This is a genomic window from Streptomyces griseobrunneus, from assembly GCF_046713465.1.
GTDB lineage: Bacteria > Actinomycetota > Actinomycetes > Streptomycetales > Streptomycetaceae > Streptomyces > Streptomyces microflavus.
Map to the genome: position 1 here is coordinate 2,693,574 of NZ_CP177080.1, position 19,959 is coordinate 2,713,532.

A 19,959-nucleotide genomic window follows, 5' to 3' on the forward strand; every position below is an offset into this window, starting at 1 on the left:
TCACCGGTCCTCGGATGAGCGCACGGAGGGCTGGGGGGCGGGGTGGGTGGTCGTCCTCGGAGCGAGGGACCTGTCCGCCACCGGGCGTCCGGGCAGTGGCCGGGCGGGACGCTCCGGTACGGAGACCTCTGGGGCCTCGGCGGCCTCGTTGTCGTTGGTGGCGTCGGAGGTTTCGGTGGCCTGGGCGCGGCGGCCCGACATGATCGCCCACCGGGCCAGCAGGAACGAGAGCGGTGTGACGATGATTCCGGCCGCCAGCGCGGCGAGGTTCTTGTCCATCCCGAGACCACTGACCGCGCCGTAGAGCAGTGCTCCGGACGCCACCAGGTTGGCCAGGCTGGAGACCGGGTAGCGCACGAACCCGTGCCAGGTCGGCTTCGTCCGGCAGGTGACGTAGGAGTTGAGGAGGAACGAGCAGACGATGCTGACCGCGTAGCCCAGCACATGGGCCGCGAGATAGGGGATCCAGCGGTTCAGCGAGGCGTAGACGCCCAGGTAGACGGCGGTGTTGACGCAGCCGACGAGGACGAAGCTGCCGAACTGACGCGCCGTGCGGGAGCGGCTGGAAGGGCTGGAGAGGGCGGGCTCGTGCGGCTCCACGACGACGGGCGAGCGGGCCTGGGAGGAAGCCTGCGGGGAAGTCTCTGGGGAGGCCTGCAGGTGGCGCTCCGGGAGGGTCCGGCAGGTCGCGTCGGTCTCCCGCACCACATAGGGCGGGCGGTGTTTCGCCTCGTGGTAGATGCGGCCCACGTACTCCCCGATGACGCCGAGGGTGACGAGCTGGATGCCGCTCAGCGCGACGACCGCGGTGAGGAGGGTCGCGTAACCCGGGGTCTCCGCGCCGTGCAGGACGACGGTGATCACCGTCCACAGCGCGTACGCCAGGGCCGAGACGAAGACCCAGAAGCCGGTGTAGATGGCGAGGCGGAGGGGGCGGTTGTTGAAGGAGAGGAGCCCGTCGATGCCGTAGTTCAGCAGGCGCTTGCTCCCCCACTTCGACCGGCCGGCCACGCGCTCGCTGTTGCGGTAGCGGAAGCTGACCGTGTCGAAGCCGATCCAGGAGAAGATCCCCTTGGAGAAGCGGTTGCTCTCGGGGAGCGAGAGGACGCTCTCCACGGCCCGGCGGGACAGCAGCCGGAAGTCGCCCGAGCCGTCGATCAGCTCCACGTCCATGCACCGCCGCACCAGGGCGTAGTACGTGTGGCTGAGCGTGGAGCGCACCATGCCCTCGCCCACCCGGTCGCGGCGCGGGATGACCTGGTCGTAGCCGTGCCGGTGCAGTTCGAGCATGCGGGGGATCAGCTCGGGCGGGTGCTGGAGGTCGGCGTCCATGATGACCACCGCCGCACCGCGCGACATGCGCAGACCGGCGAGCATGGCGGCCTCCTTGCCGAAGTTGCGGCTGAAGGCGGTGTAGCGGACGTGCTCGTCGCGCAGGGCGAGGGTGCTGAGGAGTTCCCGGGTGGCATCGCCGCTGCCGTCGTCCACGTAGCAGACCTCGAAGCGGGTGCCGGCGCCTTCGAGGACGGTGAGCAGGGCGGTGTGGAAGGCGTCGAGCACCTCGGCCTCGTCGAAGCACGGCACGACGACGGAGAGCTGAAGGCCGTTCATGGGAATCCTCCGGACTTCGGCGGCCGGTCACCTACGACTCAGGGACTCAGGGCCCCAGGGACCCAGGGCCCCGTTCTGATCTCTTTTCTCCACATTTGCCCATCCGCTGGGAGAGGCCGGGCCTTCCCCCTCCGGACGCGCGGTCCGCCGCGCCCTTTCATCCGAACAGCGCAGACGTCCCGGGGTGTCCGCCGGGGCCGCCCTGGCCCGCCTGGACTCCGGGTCGCGGGCTCCGACATGCGGACATAGCCTCGCGAACGTGACGCCATCCGTGGACCGTATCCGGAGCTCCGCGCCCGGCAGGGCCCTGCTCACCGGCCTGCTCGCGACGCTCTTCGCCGGGTGCTGGCTCGCCCTGCCCGGAGCGGTGGACGCCCGCGCCGAGGACCCGGTGGAGCTCTCCCGGGACGGCCAGATCACCGACCGGGTCGGGGCGCTGGGAGACCGGACGGACGCGGTGGAGGACGCCCTCGACCGGCTCTACGCGGAACAGCGCCTCCAGCTCTTCGTCGTGTACGTACGCGATTTCTCCGGGCGGTCCGGGCAGACCTGGAGCGACGAGACCGCCGACCGCAACGGGCTGGGCCAGAACGACGTGCTGCTCTCCGTCGCCACCCACGACCGGCAGTACGCCTACTCCGTGGACGCGGGCTCCGAGCTCACCGACGGGCAGCTGAGCGAGGTGGCGTCCACCGCGATCGAGCCCGCGCTGCGGGAGAACGACTGGGCCGGTGCGGCGATCGGGGCGGCGGACGGCTACGCCGCCGTCCTGGCCGGGCGCCCCGTGACCGCCCCCGCCGTCACCCCGGGCCCCGCAGACCCCGGTACGGGCGCCTCCGGCCCCTCCGGTGCGGGCGACTTCATCCTGCCGGTGGTCGTCGTCGGGGGCGCGGGGGCGCTCGCCGCGTTCGCGTACACCCGCCGCAAGCGGCGCTCCGCGACCCGCACCACCCCGGCCGCGACCGGCTGGGGGCGGAATGCGGAGGCGGGCGGTACGCCGGAGCCGCCGGTCCCCCTGGAGGAGCTGGACGCGCGGGCGAAGCAGGTGCTGGTGGACACCGATGACGCGGTCCGCACCAGCGAGGAGGAACTCGGCTTCGCGACCGCCCAGTTCGGCGAGGAGGCGGCGAAGCCCTTCACGGAGGCCGTCGCGCGGGCCAAGGACGAGCTGACGCAGTCGTTCCGGTTGCGCCAGCAGCTCGACGACGCCTTCCCGGAGGACGACGCCACCCGCCGCCGGATGCTGGAGGAGATCCTCACCCGGTGCGCGGCCGCCGACGAGGGGCTCGACGCCGTCTCGGAGGACTTCGACCGGCTGCGCGCCCTGGAACGCAACGCTCCGGAGGCCCTGGCCGCCGTCGAGACCACGTACCGCACGCTCACCGGGCGCGTCTCGGCGGCCGAGGCGACGGTCGCGGGGATGCGCGAGCGGTACGGGGACGGGGCCGCCGACCCCGTCGCGGGCGATGTCGAGCAGGCGAAGGACCGGCTCGCCTTCGCCGCCTCCGCCCTGGACCAGGCCCGCCAGGCGGTCGACGCCACCGACCACGCGCGGGCCGCCGTCTACATCCGGGCCACCGAGGGCGCGGTCGGCCAGGCGGGCACCCTCATCGACTCGGTGGACCGGCGCTCGGCCGAGCTGGCCGAGGCGGCCGGGAAGCTGCCCGCGGCCCTCACCGAGACGGAGACCGACCTCGCCGACGCGGGCGGACTCCTCGAAGGCACCGCGGCCGCCACCTCCACCGCCGACCTGCGGGGCCGGATCGCCCGCGCCGAGGCCGTACTCACCGACGTACGGGAGGCGATGGCTGCGGGTCCGTACGACCCGGTCGACGCGCTGCGCCGGGTGGAGGAGGCCGACGCGGCCCTGGACGAGGCGCTCGCCGGGGCCCGGGAGCAGGAGCAGGGCGGCCGGCGGGCCCGCTCGCTCCTCGACCAGGCGATGCTCACCGCCCGCTCCGCGATCGGGGCGGCGGCCGACTACATCACCACCAACCGGGGCGCGGTCGGCTCCCAGGCCCGCACCCGCCTCGCGGAGGCCCAGCGCCGCTGGGAGCAGGCCGGGCAACTGGCAGACGGCGACGCGCAGGGCGCCCTGGCCGAGGCGCAGCAGGCGGACGCGCTGGCGCGGCAGGCACTGGGCCTGGCCGAGCAGGACGTACGCGGCTTCCAGGGCCCGCAAGGGCCGGGAGGCTTCGGCGGTCCCGGCGGAACGCGGGGCGGCGGCGGCATGGGCGGGGCGGTGCTCGGCGGGATCATCCTCGGCGGCCTGTTCGGGGGCGGCCGGGGCGGCGGGATGGGCGGCTTCGGCGGCGGGCTCGGGGGCGGCGGCCGGTCCGGGGGGATCGGGGGCGGGCCGGGCAGTTTCGGCGGGGGCGGCACACGGGGGCGCCGGGGCGGTGGCGGCCGCTTCTGAACGACCGGCACACACCACACCACTCAGCTGTTCCCGACATCCAAGGAGCCGTGCCATGACCAAGCAGACCATCCTCGGCCGCGTCACCCAGCTGGCGAAGGCCAACATCAACGCCCTGCTGGACCAGGCGGAGGACCCGCAGAAGATGCTGGACCAGCTGATCCGCGACTACACCAGCAACATCGCGGAGGCCGAGCAGGCGGTCGCCGCGACCATCGGCAACCTGCGGCTGATGGAGCAGGACCACAAGGAGGACGTGGAGGCGGCCGCCGAGTGGGGCTCCAAGGCGCTGGCGGCCAGCCGGAAGGCCGACGAGCTGCGCGGGGCTGGGTCGGTGGCGGAGGCGGACAAGTTCGACAACCTGGCCAAGGTGGCGCTCGGCCGTCAGCTCCAGTCAGAGCAGGAGGCGAAGACGGCCATGCCGACGATCGCCTCGCAGAGCGAGGTGGTGGACAAGCTCAAGACGGGGCTCGACCAGATGAAGGTCAAGCTCTCCGAGCTGAAGGCCAAGCGGGACGAGCTGGTGGCGCGCGCCAAGTCCGCGCAGGCGCAGAACCAGATGATGGACGCCGTGAAGAACATCGACGTCCTCGATCCGACGAGCGAGCTGAGCCGCTTCGAGGACAAGGTGCGGCGCGAGGAGGCCCGGGCGCTGGGCAAGCAGGAGCTGGCCGCCTCCTCGCTGGACGCGCAGTTCGAGCAGTTGGACAGCCTGGGCGCCAGCGCGGAGGTGGAGGCACGGCTGGCGGCCCTGAAGACGGGGGCGTAACCGCTCCGGGCCCCGGGGCTCAGTACATGCTCAGCAGCTGCTCCACGGAGAGTTCCGCGGCCGGGGCCCCGGTCGGCAGGGCCAGTTCGAACCAGACGGTCTTGCCGCGCGGGGTGCGCCGCGAGCCCCACGCCGCGCTGAGCAGCCCGACCAGCTGCAGCCCGCGCCCGCCCTCGTCGGTGTCGCGGGCGCGGCGGCGGCGGGGCTGGACGAGTCCGGCGTCCCACACCTCGCAGACCAGGGTGCGGTCGCGCAGCAGCCTCAGCCGGATCTCGCCCTCGCCGTACCGCAGGGCGTTGGTGACCAGCTCGCTGACGAGGAGTTCGGTGGTGTCGACCAGGTCGTCCAGGTCCCAGGCCATGAGCTGGGAGCGGGCCAGTTCGCGGGCGCGGCCCACCGAGCGGGGTTCGCGCGGCAGCGTCCAGTCCCCCACCGCCTCCTCGGGCAGCCCCTGGATACGGGCCATCAGCAGGGCGATGTCGTCCTCGCCGTGCCGGGTGTCGAGCGTGGCGAGGACGAAGTCGCAGGCGTCCTCCAGGGGCATCTGCGGTCCGGTCAGCACGGCGCGCAGGGCGTCCAGGCCCTCGTCGAGCGGCTGTTCGCGGGATTCCACGAGCCCGTCGGTGTAGAGGGTGAGCAGGGCGTTCTCGGCGAGCTCCACCTCCACCTCCTCGAACGGTTCGCCGCCGACGCCCAGCGGCATCCCCGGCGGTACGTCGATGAGCCGGGCGGGCCTGCCGGGCTCCACGACGGCCGGGGGGAGGTGCCCGGCGTTGGCGAACGTGCAGCGCCGGGTGACCGGGTCGTAGACCGCGTACACACAGGTGGCGAGGTACACCTCGGAGAGGTCCGCCTCACGGGACTTCTGCGCCGCGCGGGAGGGCCACTGGGCTCCCCCGCTGCCGCCGAGACCCTCGGAGCGCTCGCCGCCGCCGGGGGAGCCGAGGCCGCGCGCGACCTCGTCCAGGGCGGAGAGCACCTCGGCGGGCTCCAGGTCGAGGAGGGCCAGCGTCCTTACGGCGGTACGGAGTTCACCCATCGCGACGGCGGCCCGCAGGCCCCGGCCCATGACGTCGCCGACGACCAGGGCGGTGCGGTGGCCCGGCAGCTCGATGACGTCGAACCAGTCGCCGCCGACCTCGGTCGCGGTGTTGCCCGGGAGGTAGCGGCAGGCGATGTCGAGCCCGGCGGCCTCGGGGTCACCGGGGGGCAGCAGGCTGCGCTGGAGGATCAGGGCGCGTTCGTGTTCACGGCGGTAGAGGCGGGCGTTGTCGATACAGACGGCGGCGCGGGCGGCCAGCTCGGTGGCGAGCGCCCGGTCCCGCTCCCCGAAGGGCTCGCTCCCCTTCGTACGGGAGAACTGGACGAGGCCGACGACGGTGTCGTGGGCGACCATCGGCACGGCGAGCGTCGACTGCACGAACCCCATGTCGTCGCCGGGGACCGCCTCGACCTGGCCCGAGCGCAGCGCGATCGCGCAGGGCGAGCCGAACGGGAAGCGGTGGACCGAGCCGAGCGCGGGCGGCAGGTCATGGGGGCCGGGGCCGCCGCTGCCCGCCACGGCGGTCGGCAGCGCGTCGGCGACGGCGCTGGCGTGGGCGACCCGGCGCAGCTCGGCCGAGCCGCCGCCGGATTCGCGGTGCGGGGGCGCCCAGCTGCCGGGTGCGGCCTCCTCGCCGGTGAGGAGGCCCTGGTAGAGGTCGACGGAGGCCAGGTCACAGAAGCCTGGGACGGCCACGTCGAGGAGTTCGCGGGCGGTGGTCTCCAGGTCGAGGGAGTTGCCGATGCGGGCGCTGGCCTCGTTGAGGAGGGCGAGGTTGCGGCGGGCGCTGGCGGCCTCGCGGGCGGCGATATGACGGCGGGTGACATCGGTGGCGAGGCCCGCGACGCCGACGGGGCGGCCGGCTCCGCTGTGCACCCGGTAGAGGTTCATGGACCAGTGGCGGCGGCCGGTGCCGCCGGGGGTGGGTCCGACCAGCTGGAGGTCGGTGACGGACTCGCCCGTCTCCATGACGCGTTTCAGCGTGGCGCCCAGCCGCTCGGCCTCGGGGCCCGGGAGGTAGTCGTCGACCGTGCGGCCCCGGTGGTCGTCGGCCGCGCCGCCGAAGACCGTGGCGAAGCGCTGGTTGGCCCGTACGACGGTGAAGTCCGTGCCGAACAGCACGAATCCGAAAGGAGATTGGCCGAAAATGGCCTGCGAGGCGGCGAGGTCCGTCTCGATCCTCCGCAACGCCCGGACGTCCACGACGATACAGAGCGCGGCCCGCTCACCGTCCGCCGTCAGACTGGGCATCACATAGACCTCGGCGAGCCCGTGCGCACCGCCCTCGCCCGGCATCCGGAACGGGACGAGGCCCGTCCACTCCTTGCCGTCCAGGATCTCGCCGACCCGCCGATGGCCGTCCGAGCGCAGCTCGGCGGGCATGAAGGCGTCGACCGGGTCACGCCCTATCGCCTCGTCCGCGGCCATGCCGAAGAGGCCGGCGGCCCGGCGGCTCCACTGCTCGATCAGGCCGTCGGGGCCGATCGAGAAGGAGGCGACCCTGATGTAGTCGTAGATAGAGCCGGGCGGACTGCTCTGCCACACGACGTCGCCCGTTGTCCCAGGTATTTCGCTCACGCGACCGTCCCCTCCAGCTCACACACCGGACCGGTCCTGCCCGCAGTATTCAGCACTACGGCCCCGACCGACACGGCGTTCACGATCACAGCAAGGTCTCAGTCCCTTTCAGCCAGGTTCTGCCCGACCTCTGGTGATCGCTGTGCGTCCCTCCCCACTCCTAACCAGGGAGAGCGAGCTCGAACCACACCGTCTTGCCACTCTTTCCACGACGGGTCCCCCAACGACGTGCGGAACAAGCCACGAGCTGCAGTCCTCGGCCGCCCTCGTCGTCGGGTCCCGCACTGCGTTCGGTGGGTGGATCCGGAAGCGGATCGGAGACTTCCACCAGCAGCCCCGGGGCGGCGAGCGGGCGGTCGGCGAGCCGGAGGTCGGTGGAGAAGTCTCCGGTGAGCCCGCCCGAACCGTTGCCCGAAGCGTTGCCCGAAGCGTTGCCCGAAGCGCTGTCCGAAGCGCTGTCCGATCCGTCGCCCGAGCCGCTCGGGCGCGAGCGCTCCAGCCGTACGCCGATGGGGCCGGAGGCGTAACGCAGGGAGTTGGTGACCAGCTCGCTGACCAGCAGGACCGTCATGTCACCGACCGCCGTGTCCAGGCCCCAGCAGTCCAGGGCGTCACGGACGGCGTGCCGGGCGCTGCGCACGGAACCCGGTTCGGCCGGGAAGGTCCACTCGGCGCAGTCGCCTTCGGTATCGATCACGCCGATCACTTCCCAGGGCAGACCACGGGCGCACCCCACAGATAAATGGGGACTAAACAGCCCATACCCACCATTTATTGCTTACTACCGCGCAACCCTTCGTTTGGTGCAGACGGGGGTACGGGACCCCGCCCGCCTCGGGCGGGGGGTCAGCGCAGCTCGCCCGCGGCTTCGAGGTCGTCGAAGAGCAGCTGGTCCACCGGCGGCACGAGAGGCCGGTCGGCGTAGGAGAACCACGCCACCTCCTCGATCTCGCTGCTCGCGGCCAGGTTCCCGCGATAGTCGGCGTAGTAGCAGCTCATCGTGACGAGGGGGGCGTCCGGACCGTCATGGGCGTGCGCCTCGTACGTACCGGCGTGGACGACGGTCTCCGGGATCAGGCCGACCGTCAGCTCCTCCTCGATCTCGCGCAGGAGGGTCTCCAGGTCGGTCTCGGCACCCTCGCGCTTGCCGCCCGGGATGTAGAAGACGTCCTTGCCCTTGGGGCGGGCGCAGAGAATCCTGCCGTCCTCGATCCGCACCCATGCCACCGTGTCGATCAGCACCGGCATACTCCGCACTCCACCCTCGCTCGCCGCACCCGGAACCCTCACACCGGACGGCCGGGACGGTCAGGACGCCCGGGGACGCCCCAGACGCTCGTACCGGACGGTCGGGACCCTACCGGCTGTGCGGCAGGGCCCCGGAACGCGATGGGGCGTCCGAGGGTCCCCAGGGGCCGGCGGCGCGGCCCTCAGGGCAGGCCTCAGGGCCGCCCTCCCTGGCCCACGCGCTCCACCCGGTACACCTGGCGGTGCTTGCGGTCGTCCAGGCCGTCGGCGACCTTCTGCGCCTCGGCCTGGGTGGCATATCTGCCGACCCGGTAGCGGTTGCCGCTGTCGTCCTGCCGTATCACCAGCCACGGGAGCACAGCACCACTGTCGCTCATCGTGTTGCTCCCCCGCATATGCCCCCTCTTTCCACCGGCGTGCACGTCTCTAAGGATCCCCAGGAAACCGCAGTACGCATATGCCCGAGCGTACGCCTGACCTTCACTCAGCGCAGGCGCCTTTACACAAAGAGATACACATCCGGCCATCACGAAGGGGGCGCATCCACTGGATGCGCCCCCTTCCCTGCACCATCGCCCCTGGTTCCGGGGCCGCCGCCCGGCCCGACGGGGCGTCAACTCATCTGACCGGCAAGTGATAGGCGACCCGGTAGCGGTCGGCGGGCACCACCACGTCGGCCGTCTCCACGGCCCGGCCGGAGGCGTAGTACGTGCGCCCGATGACGATGACCACATGGCCCGGCACCCCGCCGAGCGCCAGCAGCTCCTCCGCGAGCCCGGGGCGCGCGCCGACCTCCTCGGCCACGTTGTCCACGACGATGTCGATCGCCGCCATCCGGTCGACCACCCCGCAGCCACCCAGCGGACCCTCCTCAGGGAGCATCACCGGCGTACGCCCGGTGACAGAGAGGGGCTCCCAGGAGGTGGAGAGCATGATCGGTTCTCCCGCCTCCCGGAACACGTAATGCGTCCGCATGACCCGGTCGCCCGGCTCGACGCCCAGCCGCTCGGCGACCTCGGCGCTCGCCCCCTCCTGCTCGCTGCGGGACTCCCAGGTCCCGCGCACCCCGTCGGCGGTCTGCTCCTGGCGGAACGGGCTGGCCCCCTTCCCGGGCCGGTATCCGGAGCGGGCGATCATGCGGGGGACGGGGCGCTCGCGCACATAGGTGCCGGAGCCGGAGCGGCCCTCGACCAGCCCCTCGGCCATCAGGACCTTCCGCGCCTCCAGCGCGACGGTGTCCGATACCCCGTACTCCTCCCGGATGCGGGCCTGCGACGGCAGGCGGGTATGGGGCGGCAGCGCGCCGTTCACGATCTTCTCCCGCAGATCGCTCGCCACGCGCAGATAGGCGGGCTGCTCACCGAAAGTCACAGGCCACTCCCAACAGGTTGACAGTCTGCAACAGCCTGACAACCGTGGGTTGTGCACCGCAAGCATGGGCCAGGGTTTCACTCAATGTGGTGACGCTGCAGTCGTTCATGCATGAATCAACCGTGAGCACCAGGGCGCTTACCAGTCATTCCCCACCCGGAACCCGCCCCGAACCCGCCCCGAATCTGCCCCGAATCCCGCCGGTCGACACCGTCGCGGAGACCCACAACTCCCCAGCCCTTGACCGTTTTTGGTCCAGACCAATACCTTCCTGTGCACAGCACGGCTCCCGATGTCCCTCCCGCACCGGATCACGCACAGGAAACGAGCCTCATGCGTCGAAGAAACCTGTCCCGTCTGACCATCGCCGGCGTCGCCCTCGCTCTGCTGGCAGGCACCGCCCCGGCCGCAGTGGCCGGCAGCGACCGCGGCCAGAGCAGCGGCGGCGACCGCTCCAAGGGCAACCACCGCCCCGCGTACAAGAACATCGGCTACTTCACCCAATGGGGCGTCTACGGACGCGATTTCCAGGTCAACGACCTGCAGACCAGCGGGTCCGCGGCCAAGCTGACCCACATCAACTACGCCTTCGGCAACGTCAGCGCCGAGGGCAAGTGCTTCACCGGCAACATCCCCGGCCAGGCCGACGCCTGGGCGGACTACGCCCGCCCGCTCGACGCGGCGAACTCGGTGGACGGCGTCGCCGACACCGACACCCAGCCGCTCGCGGGCAACTTCAACCAGCTGCGCGAGCTGAAGGCCAAGAACCCCGGCCTCAAGGTCATGATCTCGCTCGGCGGCTGGAGCTGGTCCACCCACTTCTCCGACTCGGTGCGCACCGCGGCCTCCCGCAAGGCGCTCGTCGCCTCCTGCATCGACCTGTACATCAAGGGCAACCTCCCGGTGGACGGGGCGCGCGGCGGCCAGGGCGCGGCGGCGGGTGTCTTCGACGGGATCGATGTCGACTGGGAGTGGCCCGGCTCGGCGGCCAACGACGGCACGGTCTTCCGCCCGGAGGACAAGAAGAACTTCACCGCCCTGATCGGCGAGTTCCGCAGCCAGCTCGACGCGTACGCGAAGAGCCAGGCCAAGCAGGAGAAGGGCAAGGGCCACCACAAGCCGAAGCCCAAGCACTACGACCTGTCGGCGTACGTCCCGGCCAACCCGGCGGCGATCGACGCAGGCTTCGACGTGAAGCGCCTCATGAAGGACTTCGACTTCGTCAACCTTCAGGGCTACGACTACCACGTCTCGGGCGAGAAGAAGACGGCCCAGCAGTCGGCGCTGTACGCGAAGAACGACTTCAGCGTGGACCGGACCGTACGGGACTGGGTCCGGCGCGGCGCCCCCAAGCACAAGCTCGTGGTGGGCATGCCGACGTACGGCCAGGGCTGGACCGGAGTGAGCGGCGGCGGCAAGGGCCTGGGCCAGCCGGCCACCGGCCCGGCTCCGGCCACCTGGGCCAACGGCTACGAGGACTACAAGGTCCTGAAGAAGCTGGCCGCGTCGGGCACGTACAAGATCCACCGGGACACGAAGAACGGCCACGCCTGGCTCTTCGACGGGACCTCGCTGTGGACGTACGACGACCCGCAGGTGCTGCGCGCCAAGACCTCGTACATCCGGGACAAGGGCCTCGGCGGCGCGATGTTCTGGTCGCTGGACGGGGACACGGACGACGGTGAGCTGGTCAGCACCGTCGACCGCGGGCTCAACCGCCGCTAGACACGAAGAAGTCGGGGCGGTCGCTGTCCGCGACCGCCCCGACCTCATGTCATCGGCTCAGTACCGCTGCTGCGCGGGGATCAGAACTGCAGTCCCCAGCTGTTGATCCGACCGGTGTCCGCCGCCGCGTTGTCAGCGACCCGGAGCTTCCAGGTGCCGTTGGCGACGACGGAGGAGGCGTTGACCGTGTACGTGGTGACCACGTTGTCGCTGCTGCCGCCGGAGCCGAACGCCTTCAGGTTGAAGACCGTGCCGTTGGGAGCGACCAGGTCGATCTTCAGGTCACCGATGTAGGTGTGCGAGATGTTGACCGGGACCTGCAGCGCGGCCGGGGCGTTGCCGGTGATCTCGGTGACGGTGACCGGCGACTCGACCGTGGAGTTGTCGTTGATCGCGTACCCGGTGGTGTTCTCGAACTTCTTGCCAGGCGGGTTGGTGCTGCCCGCGCCCACGTAGAGGAGGCGGTTGGGCGAGCCGGTGCCCGGGTTGGTGACGACGCCGGGGGTCGAGGCCGCGACGAGACCGGCGGAGACCTGTGCGGGGGTCGAGCCCGGGTTGTCGGCGAGGTAGATGGCGGCCGCGCCGGCGACGTGCGGGCTGGCCATCGACGTACCGGAGATGGTGTTCGTGGCGCTGTCGCTGGTGTTCCACGCCGAGGTGATCGACGAGCCGGGCGCGAAGATGTCCACGACCGCACCGAAGTTGGAGAAGCTGGAGCGCGCGTCGGTGTTGGTCGTCGAGCCCACCGTGATGGCCTCGGCGACACGCGCCGGGGACTTCGTGTTCGCGTTGGTCGACTCGTTGCCCGCCGCGACGGCGTAGGTGATGCCGGAGGCGATGGACCGCTGCACGGCCGCGTCGAGGACCGAGTCGGCGCCACCGCCGAGGCTCATGTTGGCGACGGCGGGCTTCACGGCGTTGGCCGTCACCCAGTCGATGCCCGCGACGACCTGCGCGGTGGTGCCCGAGCCCTGGTTGTTCAGCACCCGGACGCCGACGATCTTCGCCTTCTTGGCTACGCCGTAGGCGGTGCCCCCGACGGTGCCCGCGACGTGCGTGCCGTGGCCGTGGCCGTCCTGCGAGACGTTGTCGTTGTCGATGGCGTCGTAGCCGTTGAAGGCCCGGCCGCCGAAGTCGCCGTGGCTGATCCGTACCCCGGTGTCGATGACGTAGGCGGTGACGCCCTCACCGGCCTTGTCGGGGTAGGTGTAGCGCTGGTCCAGCGGGAGGCTCCGCTGGTCGATCCGGTCCAGACCCCAGGAGGGCGGGTTGTTCTGGGTGGCGGAGACCGTGAAGGTGCGGTTCTGCGAGACGGACGCGACGGCCGGGTCGGCGGCGAACTTCTTCGCCTCCGCGGCGGTGGCCTCGACCGCGTAGCCGTTGAGGGCCGAGCGGTAGGTCCGTTCGATGGACGCGCCGTACTTCTTCGCGAGGGCCTTGCCCTGGGCGGAGTCGGACCTGGCGGCCGAGTCCTTCAGCGTGACGATGTAGCTGTCGCTGACGGTGCCCGGGGCACCCGCGTTCAGAATCACGCCTTCGGGCGCACGCTCGGCCGCGGTCGCCGGGAGGGTACCGGCGGTGGCGAGCGCGACGGCTGCCGCGGTGGCTATGACGGTCGCCGCGGCGAGTCTTCGACGTGCATGGGGGGTGTGACGCATCACTGACATGTGAGGGGTCCTCCTCATAGGCGGTGCGCTGGTGGGGGGTGGTTCCGGAGCCGCGCGAGGCTCCCGGCAGGGGCATGACAAATCAACCGTCCGAACGCCCCGTTTTCTGCGCCGTCCGCGACCGGCATGCCCTGCTGCCAGCGAAAGATTGACCGATCCATGGCAAACCCACAAGGGTGCCTTGAGCCACGCCATATGTGCGTCATTCACCTGCCATATGCCTGACATCCTGGCGACCATGACCACCTATCACTGCCCCCAGGACGGAACCCGGTCCGCCGTTTCCGCCCTGACCTGGCGCTGTCCGGTTTGCCGTGGACCATGGGACCTGGACTTCGCACCGGCCCCGGGGCTCGCCCTGAACGCGCTTTCCGGGCGCGCCAATTCACTCTGGCGTTACGAAGAGATCCTGCCGCTCTCCGCCCCCTCGGTCTCCCTCGGCGAGGGCCGCACCCCGCTAGTCCCGCTCACGGACACCGTCTCGGCAAAGCTCGACCATCTGATGCCGACGCTCTCCTTCAAGGACCGGGGCGCGGTGATGCTCGCGGAGCTGGCCCGGCGGCTGAACCCGGACCGGGTGGTGGCGGACAGCAGCGGCAACGCGGGCACATCGATCGCCGCGTACTGCGCACGGGCCGCGCTGCCCTGCACGGTGTACGTCCCCGAGGGCACATCGCCCAAGAAGACCGAGCAGATCCGGGCCCACGGGGCGCGCCTGGTGACCGTCCCCGGCGACCGGGAGGCGACGGCCCTGGCCGCCCGCGCGGCGGCCGACGAGGCGGGGGTCTTCTACGCCTCGCATGTCTTCAACCCGTACTTTCTGCACGGCACGAAGACGTACGTGTACGAGCTCTGGGAGGACCTCGGCGGCCGGCTCCCCGACACCCTCGCGGTCCCGGTCGGCAACGGCACCCTGCTCCTCGGCGCGGCGCTCGCCACGGCCGAACTGCACGCCCTGGGCCTGATCACGGCCCGGCCCCGGCTGATCGCCGTCCAGGCCGAGGCGGTCGCCCCGCTCGCCGCCGCCTTCCACGCGGGCGCGGACGACCTGCTGCCCACCTCCGGACCCGGTGCCGCCGTCCCGACCCTGGCGGAGGGCATCGCGATCCCGCGTCCGCCGCGCGCCCGGCAGATCCTGGCGGCGGTACGGGGGTCGGGCGGCACGTTCCTGACGGTGACGGAGGACGAGATCCGGGACGCGCAGAGGGACCTGGCGGCGCGCGGGTTCTACGTCGAGACGACGGGAGTGGCGTGCTGGGCGGCGGTACGGGACGGCCTCGGGCGGGGCGGCGATCGGCCGGGGCTGGGGCTGGGCAGCGTGGTGGTGCCGTTGTGCGGGGCGGGGCTGAAGACGGGGATGGCGGGTTAGGGGATGGCGGGTTACGGGACGGCCGGTTGGGGGTGGCGGGTCAGGAGGCGGCGTCCGATGGGCTCAGCTCCAGCAGGTACGTGTCCAGCTCCGCGGCCCCCGCGAGCAGCGCGCGCCCTCGGGCGGAGAGCCGGGAGTGCCAGTCCCCGAGGGCGGCCTCCAGGGGCGCGAGCCCGCCGGCCGCCCGGACCTGGTCGATCAGCGGGGCGATCTGCTCCAGGAGGTAGCCGCCCCGCCGGAGCTGGTGGACCAGCCGGGCATCCCGTACGTCGGCCTCGCCGTACACGCGGTACCCGGTCAGCGGGTCGCGGCGCGGGCGGACCAGCCCGGCGTGCTCCCACTTGCGCAGGGTGGCAGGCCGGATGGAGAGCCGGTCGGCCAGGGGGCCGATGAAGGTGGGGGTGGGGGTGGAGATGGCGGTGGAGGCAGGGCTTTCGGAGGCCTCGGGCTCCGTGGTGGCGGGCGCGGCCTCCGTGCCGGCGAGCCCGGTCCCGGTCGCCCCGGGCCCCAGATCGCGGAGGGCGCTCTCCACCGCCCGCAGGGTCCGCCGGTCCTCCAGGAGCTGGGCATGGCTCTCGTCGATGAGGAGGAACGCCTCGTCGGCCGCGCCCTGGTTCACGGCCCGCATGATGCCCGTGGCCGTCCGGTGGCCATGTCCTGGCACCAGGGCGAGGAACGTGCCGAGGGCGCGCGCGTGCAGCGGGGTGTAGGTGCGGTAGCCGCTCCCGGTGCGCCCGGCGGCAGGGAGGATGCCGGCCTCCTCGTAATTCCGTACGGCCTGCGTGGAGAGACCGTGCGGACGGGCCAGGTCGACCGGCCGGAGCCGTACCCGGCTTTGAAGGTTCTCCCCCACACCAACCCCCGAAAACCCGCCGACTCCAGCACTTCCGGCGAAAAAGTTTCCACCGAAGGTTCAACGATACCGTTGAATCCATGGTCACAGACATCACGTACATCGCGCAGACCACCCAGGCCGTCGAAGCCGCAGCTGTCATGAAAGTGCTCCCGTCCCGCCCCCGGATGCTCGCCCTGGGCGAGCCCACCCACGGCGAGGACACCTTGCTCGACGTACGCAACGAACTCTTCCGGGACCTCGTGGAGCAGGAGGGTTACCGGACGATCGCGATCGAGAGCGACTGCCTGATGGGCCTCCTCGTGGACGACTACGTCACCGGGGGCGAGGGCACCCTGCACGACGCCATGGAGCACGGATTCAGCCACGGGTTCGGGGCATACGCCGCCAACCGCGAACTCGTGCGCTGGGCAAGGGAGTACAACGAAGGCCGCCACGCCTCCGACCGCCTCCGCTTCGCCGGGTTCGACGGCCCGCTGGAGATCACGGGCGCCGCGAGCCCCCGGCAGGCCCTCACCGCACTCCACGACCACCTCGCCTCCTGGCTGGACGCGGACGACCTGCTCCCCTGCACCGCCGCCACGCTCGATCACCTCCTCGGCAGCGACGACCGCTGGACCGAACCGGCGGCGATGACGGACCCGTCCCGCTCCTTCGGACGGTCACCCGAGGCGGCGCAACTCCGCCTGCTGGCCGACGACTTGGTGGCTCTGCTGGACGAGCGGACCCCGCACCTGCTCGCAGCGGCCGGGCGGGAGGCCTGGGACCGCGCCCGCCTGCACGGCCGCACCGCCACCGGCCTGCTGTGCTACCACTCCTGGATGGCCGACACCTCACCGGTCCGCATGGTGCGGCTGCTCGGCGTGCGGGACCGGATGATGGCCGACAACCTCCTCGCCCTCGCCGCACGCGGCCCGGTCCTGGTCTTCGCCCACAACAGCCATCTCCAGCGGGAGAAGAGTTCGATGCGGATGGGCGGCATGCCGCTGGAGTGGTGGAGCGCCGGCGCGATCGTCGCCGCGCACCTGGGTGCGGAGTACGCGTTCCTCCCCACCGCCCTGGGCACCATCCGGCACCACGGAGTGGACGCCCCGCCGCCGGACACCGTGGAGGGGCTCCTGTACGCGCTGCCCGGCGACCGCCTCCTGGTCGACGCGCGCCGACTGGCCGTCGCCCTGGGCGAGGCGCTCCCCGCGCCCCGCGACTCCCCCTGGTTCGGCTACTTCGGCCTGGACCCGGCGCACCTGGCGGAGGCGGACGGGCTGGTCTTCGTCAGGGACCTCGCTCAGAGCTGAGGGCCGCATCGAAGAAGGACAGGGCGGAGAGGACCATCCGGCGGGCGGGTTCCGGGAGGCACAGGACCATCCGACCGGCGGGTTCCGGGGGACAGGGCCATCCGGCGGGCGGGTTCTGGGAGGAACAGGGCCATCCGGCGGGCGCGTTCTGGGAGGAACAGGGCCATCCGGCGGGCGCGTTCTGGGAGGAACAGGGCCATCCGGCGGGCACGTTCACGCCAAGCCCCCGGGGCGGGCGTGCCGTACCGCCCGCCCGTACGACCGCCTCCCTACCTTCGTACCGTGAGCCTCTCGCGTATCTCCGCCCTCGCACCCCTGGTCGCGGCCGCCCTGATCGCACCGCTGCCACCCCTCCCCCAGGCGGCCGCCGCCCACCCGACGCCGCCGCCGTCCCCGGCCGTACCCGCCTGCGGCCGGACGGACGGCCAGGGCGCTCCCGGGACCTCCTGGGCGCCGACGTCCACCCGCTTCGGTGAGGCGGACGGCTATGACCCGTACGTGGGCAACGGCTATCTCGGCCACCGGGTCCCCGCCACCGGCACCGGCTACGCGGCCACCGGTGAGAAGACGGGCTGGCCGCTCTACACCCCCCGCTACGACGGCGCGTTCGTCTCCGGGCTGTACGCCAGGGACAAGGCGGTCTCGGAGGGCCGCGAGGTGATCGCCGCGCTGCCGAGCTGGACGACGATCGAGGTGGGAGTCGGCAACGAGAAGTACGGCGCGGACACATCGGCGGGCCGGATCTCGCAGTACCGGCAGACGGTCTTCCTCAGCTGCGGCCTCGTCCGCACCTCGCTGCGCTGGACGACGGCGGACGGACGGGCCACGGACCTCACCTACGACGTCCTGGCCGACCGGTCCGACGTCCACACCGGCGCCGTACGCCTGCGGATGACCCCACGCTGGAGCGGCACGGCGACGGTCAGGGGCCGGCTGGACGACCGGGGCGCACGCCGGATCACGCTGCGCAAGGACGGCACGTTCAGGACGCTCGGCACCGGCGTGGAGGGGGCGGTGGCGCAGACGATGCGCCGGGGTTCCGGGGTAGTCGAAACACTGCGTCCCGAGTCGCCTACGGCCCCGAGGCCGACTCCGGTGCGTGAGGGGACGACGTACACCTTCGAGAAGTACGTGGGCGTCGACACGGCCCTGACCTCCGCCGCCCCCGCCGAGGACGCCCGCGAGGCGGCGCACCGCGCGGCCCGGCGCGGCTGGGAGCGGATCTTCGCGGCGAACGAGAGGGCCTGGCGCGAGGCCTGGTCCGCCGATGTCCTGGTCAACGGCCGCCCGGAGCTGCAGCGCTGGCTGCGCTCGACCCAGTACGGACTCCTGGCCAGCACCCGGCGCGGCTCCTCCGACAGCATCGCTCCAGCGGGCCTGACCAGCGACAACTACGCCGGCATGATCTTCTGGGACGCCGAGACGTGGATGTTCCCGGGTCTGCTCGCCACCCGCCCGGAACTGGCCCGCTCGGTGGTGGAATACCGCTACCGCACCCGGGACGCGGCCCGTGCGAACGCGGAGAAGTACGGCCACCGGGGCCTGTTCTACCCCTGGACCAGCGGGAGCAGGGGCCGCATCGACTCCGAGTGCCAGAGCTGGGACCCGCCGCACTGCCTGACCCAGAACCACCTCCAGGGCGATGTCTCGCTCGCCGTCTGGCAGTACTACCTGGCCACCGGCGACCGCGACTGGCTGGCGGCCAGGGGCTGGCCGCTCCTGAAGGGCATCGCGGAGTTCTGGCAGTCGCGCGCCACGGCGAACGCGGACGGCAGCTACTCCATCAAGAACGTGGCGGGCCCCGACGAGTACAGCAACGGCGTCGATGACGCCGTCTTCACCAACGCGGTGGCCGCCACCGCCCTCCGCAACGCGACCCGCGCGGCCGACCTGCTGGGACACCGCCCACCGACCGGCTGGAACCGCGTGGCGGACGGCCTCCGCATCCCCTACGACACGGACCGGAAGGTCTTCCTCCAGTACGCGGGCTACAACGGCTCCACGATCAAACAGGCGGACACGGTCCTGCTGATGTACCCGCTGGAGTGGCCGATGGAGCCCGGCGCGGCGGCCGCCACCCTGGACTACTACGCGTCCCGCACCGACCCCGACGGCCCCGCCATGACCGACTCCGTGCACGCGATCGACGCGGCGGCGATCGGGGAGCCGGGCTGCTCGACGTACACGTATCTCCAGCGCGCGGTACGCCCGTTCATGCGGGGCCCGTACGACCTGTTCTCCGAGGCGCGTGGCGACAAGTCCGGCGCCGAGGACCCCCTGTCGGGCTTCCCCGCCGAGGACTTCCTGACCGGCAAGGGCGGTTTCCTCCAGGTCTTCACGCACGGCCTGACGGGCCTGCGCCTGCGCGAGGACGGCGTGCACCTGGACCCGCTGCTGCCGCCTCAACTGCAGGAGGGCGTGCGGCTGACGGGGCTGCGCTACCGGGACGCGTCGTACGAGGTCGAGATCGGCGCCCGTACGAGCACGGTCCGCCTGACGTCGGGCACCCCGTTCACGGTACACACGCCATCCGGCCCCCACCTTCTCTCCTCGTCCCTCACGCTCCCCACCCGCCGCCCGGACCTGACCCCCACACCGGACGCGGCCCGCTGCCGCCCAGCAACGGCCACCTCGGAGACCCCCGGCCTCTACGCGGAGGCGGCGGTGGACGGCAGCCCGGCGACATCCTGGTCCCCGGACGGCGCGGAGGGGGCCCTGACGGTGGACCTGGGGCCGCACGCCCTTCGCATCACCTCGGTGACCCCGCGCTGGAGCGACGTACCCCCTGCGTCCCACACGTTGGAGACCTCCGTCGACGGCCGCTTCTGGCGCCCGTACCTGGCGGGTGACACGGCCCGCAAGGTCCGGGTGACGGTCCGCTCCCAGGACCCGGAGAAGCCGGCGGGGATCGCGGAGCTGAGGGTGGAGGCGGGAAGGTAGGGGAACCTGACCAACCCTGATCCGTTCTCTGGCAGCCCCGCCGGGCCGCTGCGATGCTCCCCCCATACGGCGAAG

At 72.0% G+C, this 19,959-nt stretch carries 14 protein-coding genes; 6 read left to right on the forward strand and 8 right to left on the reverse strand.

What is annotated here, in order from left to right; genetic code table 11:
* Complete coding sequence (locus ACK8N7_RS11820) at positions 1 to 1,611, reverse strand: glycosyltransferase (RefSeq protein WP_500442187.1); 1,611 nt, start codon at positions 1,609 to 1,611, stop codon at positions 1 to 3.
* Between the two features lie 271 nt (positions 1,612 to 1,882).
* Between ACK8N7_RS11820 and ACK8N7_RS11825 the strand changes: the two genes are divergently transcribed.
* Both ACK8N7_RS11825 and ACK8N7_RS11830 read left to right on the forward strand, forming a co-directional pair.
* Positions 1,883 to 4,027 carry a TPM domain-containing protein gene (locus ACK8N7_RS11825; RefSeq protein WP_500445728.1) on the forward strand — a complete coding sequence of 715 codons (2,145 nt, stop codon included), beginning with the start codon at positions 1,883 to 1,885 and terminating at the stop codon, positions 4,025 to 4,027.
* A gap of 55 nt (positions 4,028 to 4,082) precedes the next feature.
* Complete coding sequence (locus tag ACK8N7_RS11830) at positions 4,083 to 4,796, forward strand: PspA/IM30 family protein (protein WP_403209330.1); 714 nt, start codon at positions 4,083 to 4,085, stop codon at positions 4,794 to 4,796.
* Positions 4,797 to 4,815: 19 nt separating this feature from the next.
* Here the strand turns inward: ACK8N7_RS11830 and ACK8N7_RS11835 are convergent, their stop codons facing one another.
* From ACK8N7_RS11835 to ACK8N7_RS11855, 5 genes are all read right to left on the reverse strand, one after another.
* Positions 4,816 to 7,383 carry a SpoIIE family protein phosphatase gene (locus ACK8N7_RS11835; protein WP_403210060.1) on the reverse strand — a complete coding sequence of 856 codons (2,568 nt, stop codon included), beginning with the start codon at positions 7,381 to 7,383 and terminating at the stop codon, positions 4,816 to 4,818.
* A gap of 193 nt (positions 7,384 to 7,576) precedes the next feature.
* A complete protein-coding gene (locus tag ACK8N7_RS11840) occupies positions 7,577 to 8,122 on the reverse strand; it encodes an ATP-binding protein (RefSeq protein WP_500442189.1) in 546 nt (181 codons plus the stop codon).
* Positions 8,123 to 8,262: 140 nt separating this feature from the next.
* Positions 8,263 to 8,664, reverse strand: a complete 402-nt coding sequence (locus ACK8N7_RS11845) for an NUDIX hydrolase (RefSeq protein ID WP_403209328.1) — start codon at positions 8,662 to 8,664, stop codon at positions 8,263 to 8,265.
* Positions 8,665 to 8,858: 194 nt separating this feature from the next.
* Positions 8,859 to 9,059, reverse strand: a complete 201-nt coding sequence (locus tag ACK8N7_RS11850) for a hypothetical protein (protein ID WP_015611084.1) — start codon at positions 9,057 to 9,059, stop codon at positions 8,859 to 8,861.
* A gap of 223 nt (positions 9,060 to 9,282) precedes the next feature.
* On the reverse strand, positions 9,283 to 10,035 hold the full coding sequence (locus ACK8N7_RS11855; protein ID WP_403209326.1) for a GntR family transcriptional regulator: 753 nt from the start codon (positions 10,033 to 10,035) through the stop codon (positions 9,283 to 9,285).
* A gap of 333 nt (positions 10,036 to 10,368) precedes the next feature.
* Here ACK8N7_RS11855 and ACK8N7_RS11860 point away from each other — a divergent pair, with 333 nt between their 5' ends.
* Positions 10,369 to 11,760 (forward strand): glycoside hydrolase family 18 protein, encoded by a 1,392-nt coding sequence (locus tag ACK8N7_RS11860; protein ID WP_403209324.1) that lies wholly within the window; start codon positions 10,369 to 10,371, stop codon positions 11,758 to 11,760.
* An 80-nt stretch (positions 11,761 to 11,840) separates the two neighbouring features.
* On the opposite strand, the gene ACK8N7_RS11865 is transcribed toward ACK8N7_RS11860, so the two are convergent.
* Complete coding sequence (locus tag ACK8N7_RS11865) at positions 11,841 to 13,427, reverse strand: S8 family peptidase (RefSeq protein WP_403209322.1); 1,587 nt, start codon at positions 13,425 to 13,427, stop codon at positions 11,841 to 11,843.
* A 238-nt stretch (positions 13,428 to 13,665) separates the two neighbouring features.
* Between ACK8N7_RS11865 and ACK8N7_RS11870 the strand changes: the two genes are divergently transcribed.
* The gene (locus ACK8N7_RS11870; RefSeq protein WP_500442193.1) at positions 13,666 to 14,796 is read left to right on the forward strand and encodes a threonine synthase; all 1,131 of its coding nucleotides are present in this window, start codon (positions 13,666 to 13,668) and stop codon (positions 14,794 to 14,796) included.
* Positions 14,797 to 14,836: 40 nt separating this feature from the next.
* Here ACK8N7_RS11870 and ACK8N7_RS11875 read toward each other — a convergent pair whose 3' ends face one another.
* On the reverse strand, positions 14,837 to 15,649 hold the full coding sequence (locus ACK8N7_RS11875) for a TioE family transcriptional regulator (protein WP_403209318.1): 813 nt from the start codon (positions 15,647 to 15,649) through the stop codon (positions 14,837 to 14,839).
* Between the two features lie 80 nt (positions 15,650 to 15,729).
* Here ACK8N7_RS11875 and ACK8N7_RS11880 point away from each other — a divergent pair, with 80 nt between their 5' ends.
* Positions 15,730 to 16,944, forward strand: a complete 1,215-nt coding sequence (locus tag ACK8N7_RS11880; protein ID WP_500442195.1) for an erythromycin esterase family protein — start codon at positions 15,730 to 15,732, stop codon at positions 16,942 to 16,944.
* 282 nt (positions 16,945 to 17,226) lie between these two features.
* Positions 17,227 to 19,884 (forward strand): glycosyl hydrolase family 65 domain-containing protein, encoded by a 2,658-nt coding sequence (locus ACK8N7_RS11885; protein WP_500442197.1) that lies wholly within the window; start codon positions 17,227 to 17,229, stop codon positions 19,882 to 19,884.
* The last annotated feature ends 75 nt before the right edge of the window (positions 19,885 to 19,959 follow it).

Excerpts from the sequence above, each read along its gene's own strand:
- ACK8N7_RS11845 (WP_403209328.1), bottom strand. The coding sequence starts at position 8,664 with ATGCCGGTGCTGATCGACACGGTGGCATGGGTGCGGATCGAGGACGGC.
- ACK8N7_RS11870 (WP_500442193.1), top strand. The coding sequence starts at position 13,666 with ATGACCACCTATCACTGCCCCCAGGACGGAACCCGGTCCGCCGTTTCC.
- ACK8N7_RS11860 (WP_403209324.1), top strand. The coding sequence starts at position 10,369 with ATGCGTCGAAGAAACCTGTCCCGTCTGACCATCGCCGGCGTCGCCCTC.
- ACK8N7_RS11880 (WP_500442195.1), top strand. The coding sequence starts at position 15,730 with ATGGTCACAGACATCACGTACATCGCGCAGACCACCCAGGCCGTCGAA.
- ACK8N7_RS11820 (WP_500442187.1), bottom strand. The coding sequence starts at position 1,611 with ATGAACGGCCTTCAGCTCTCCGTCGTCGTGCCGTGCTTCGACGAGGCC.
- ACK8N7_RS11850 (WP_015611084.1), bottom strand. The coding sequence starts at position 9,059 with ATGCGGGGGAGCAACACGATGAGCGACAGTGGTGCTGTGCTCCCGTGG.
- ACK8N7_RS11830 (WP_403209330.1), top strand. The coding sequence starts at position 4,083 with ATGACCAAGCAGACCATCCTCGGCCGCGTCACCCAGCTGGCGAAGGCC.
- ACK8N7_RS11865 (WP_403209322.1), bottom strand. The coding sequence starts at position 13,427 with ATGTCAGTGATGCGTCACACCCCCCATGCACGTCGAAGACTCGCCGCG.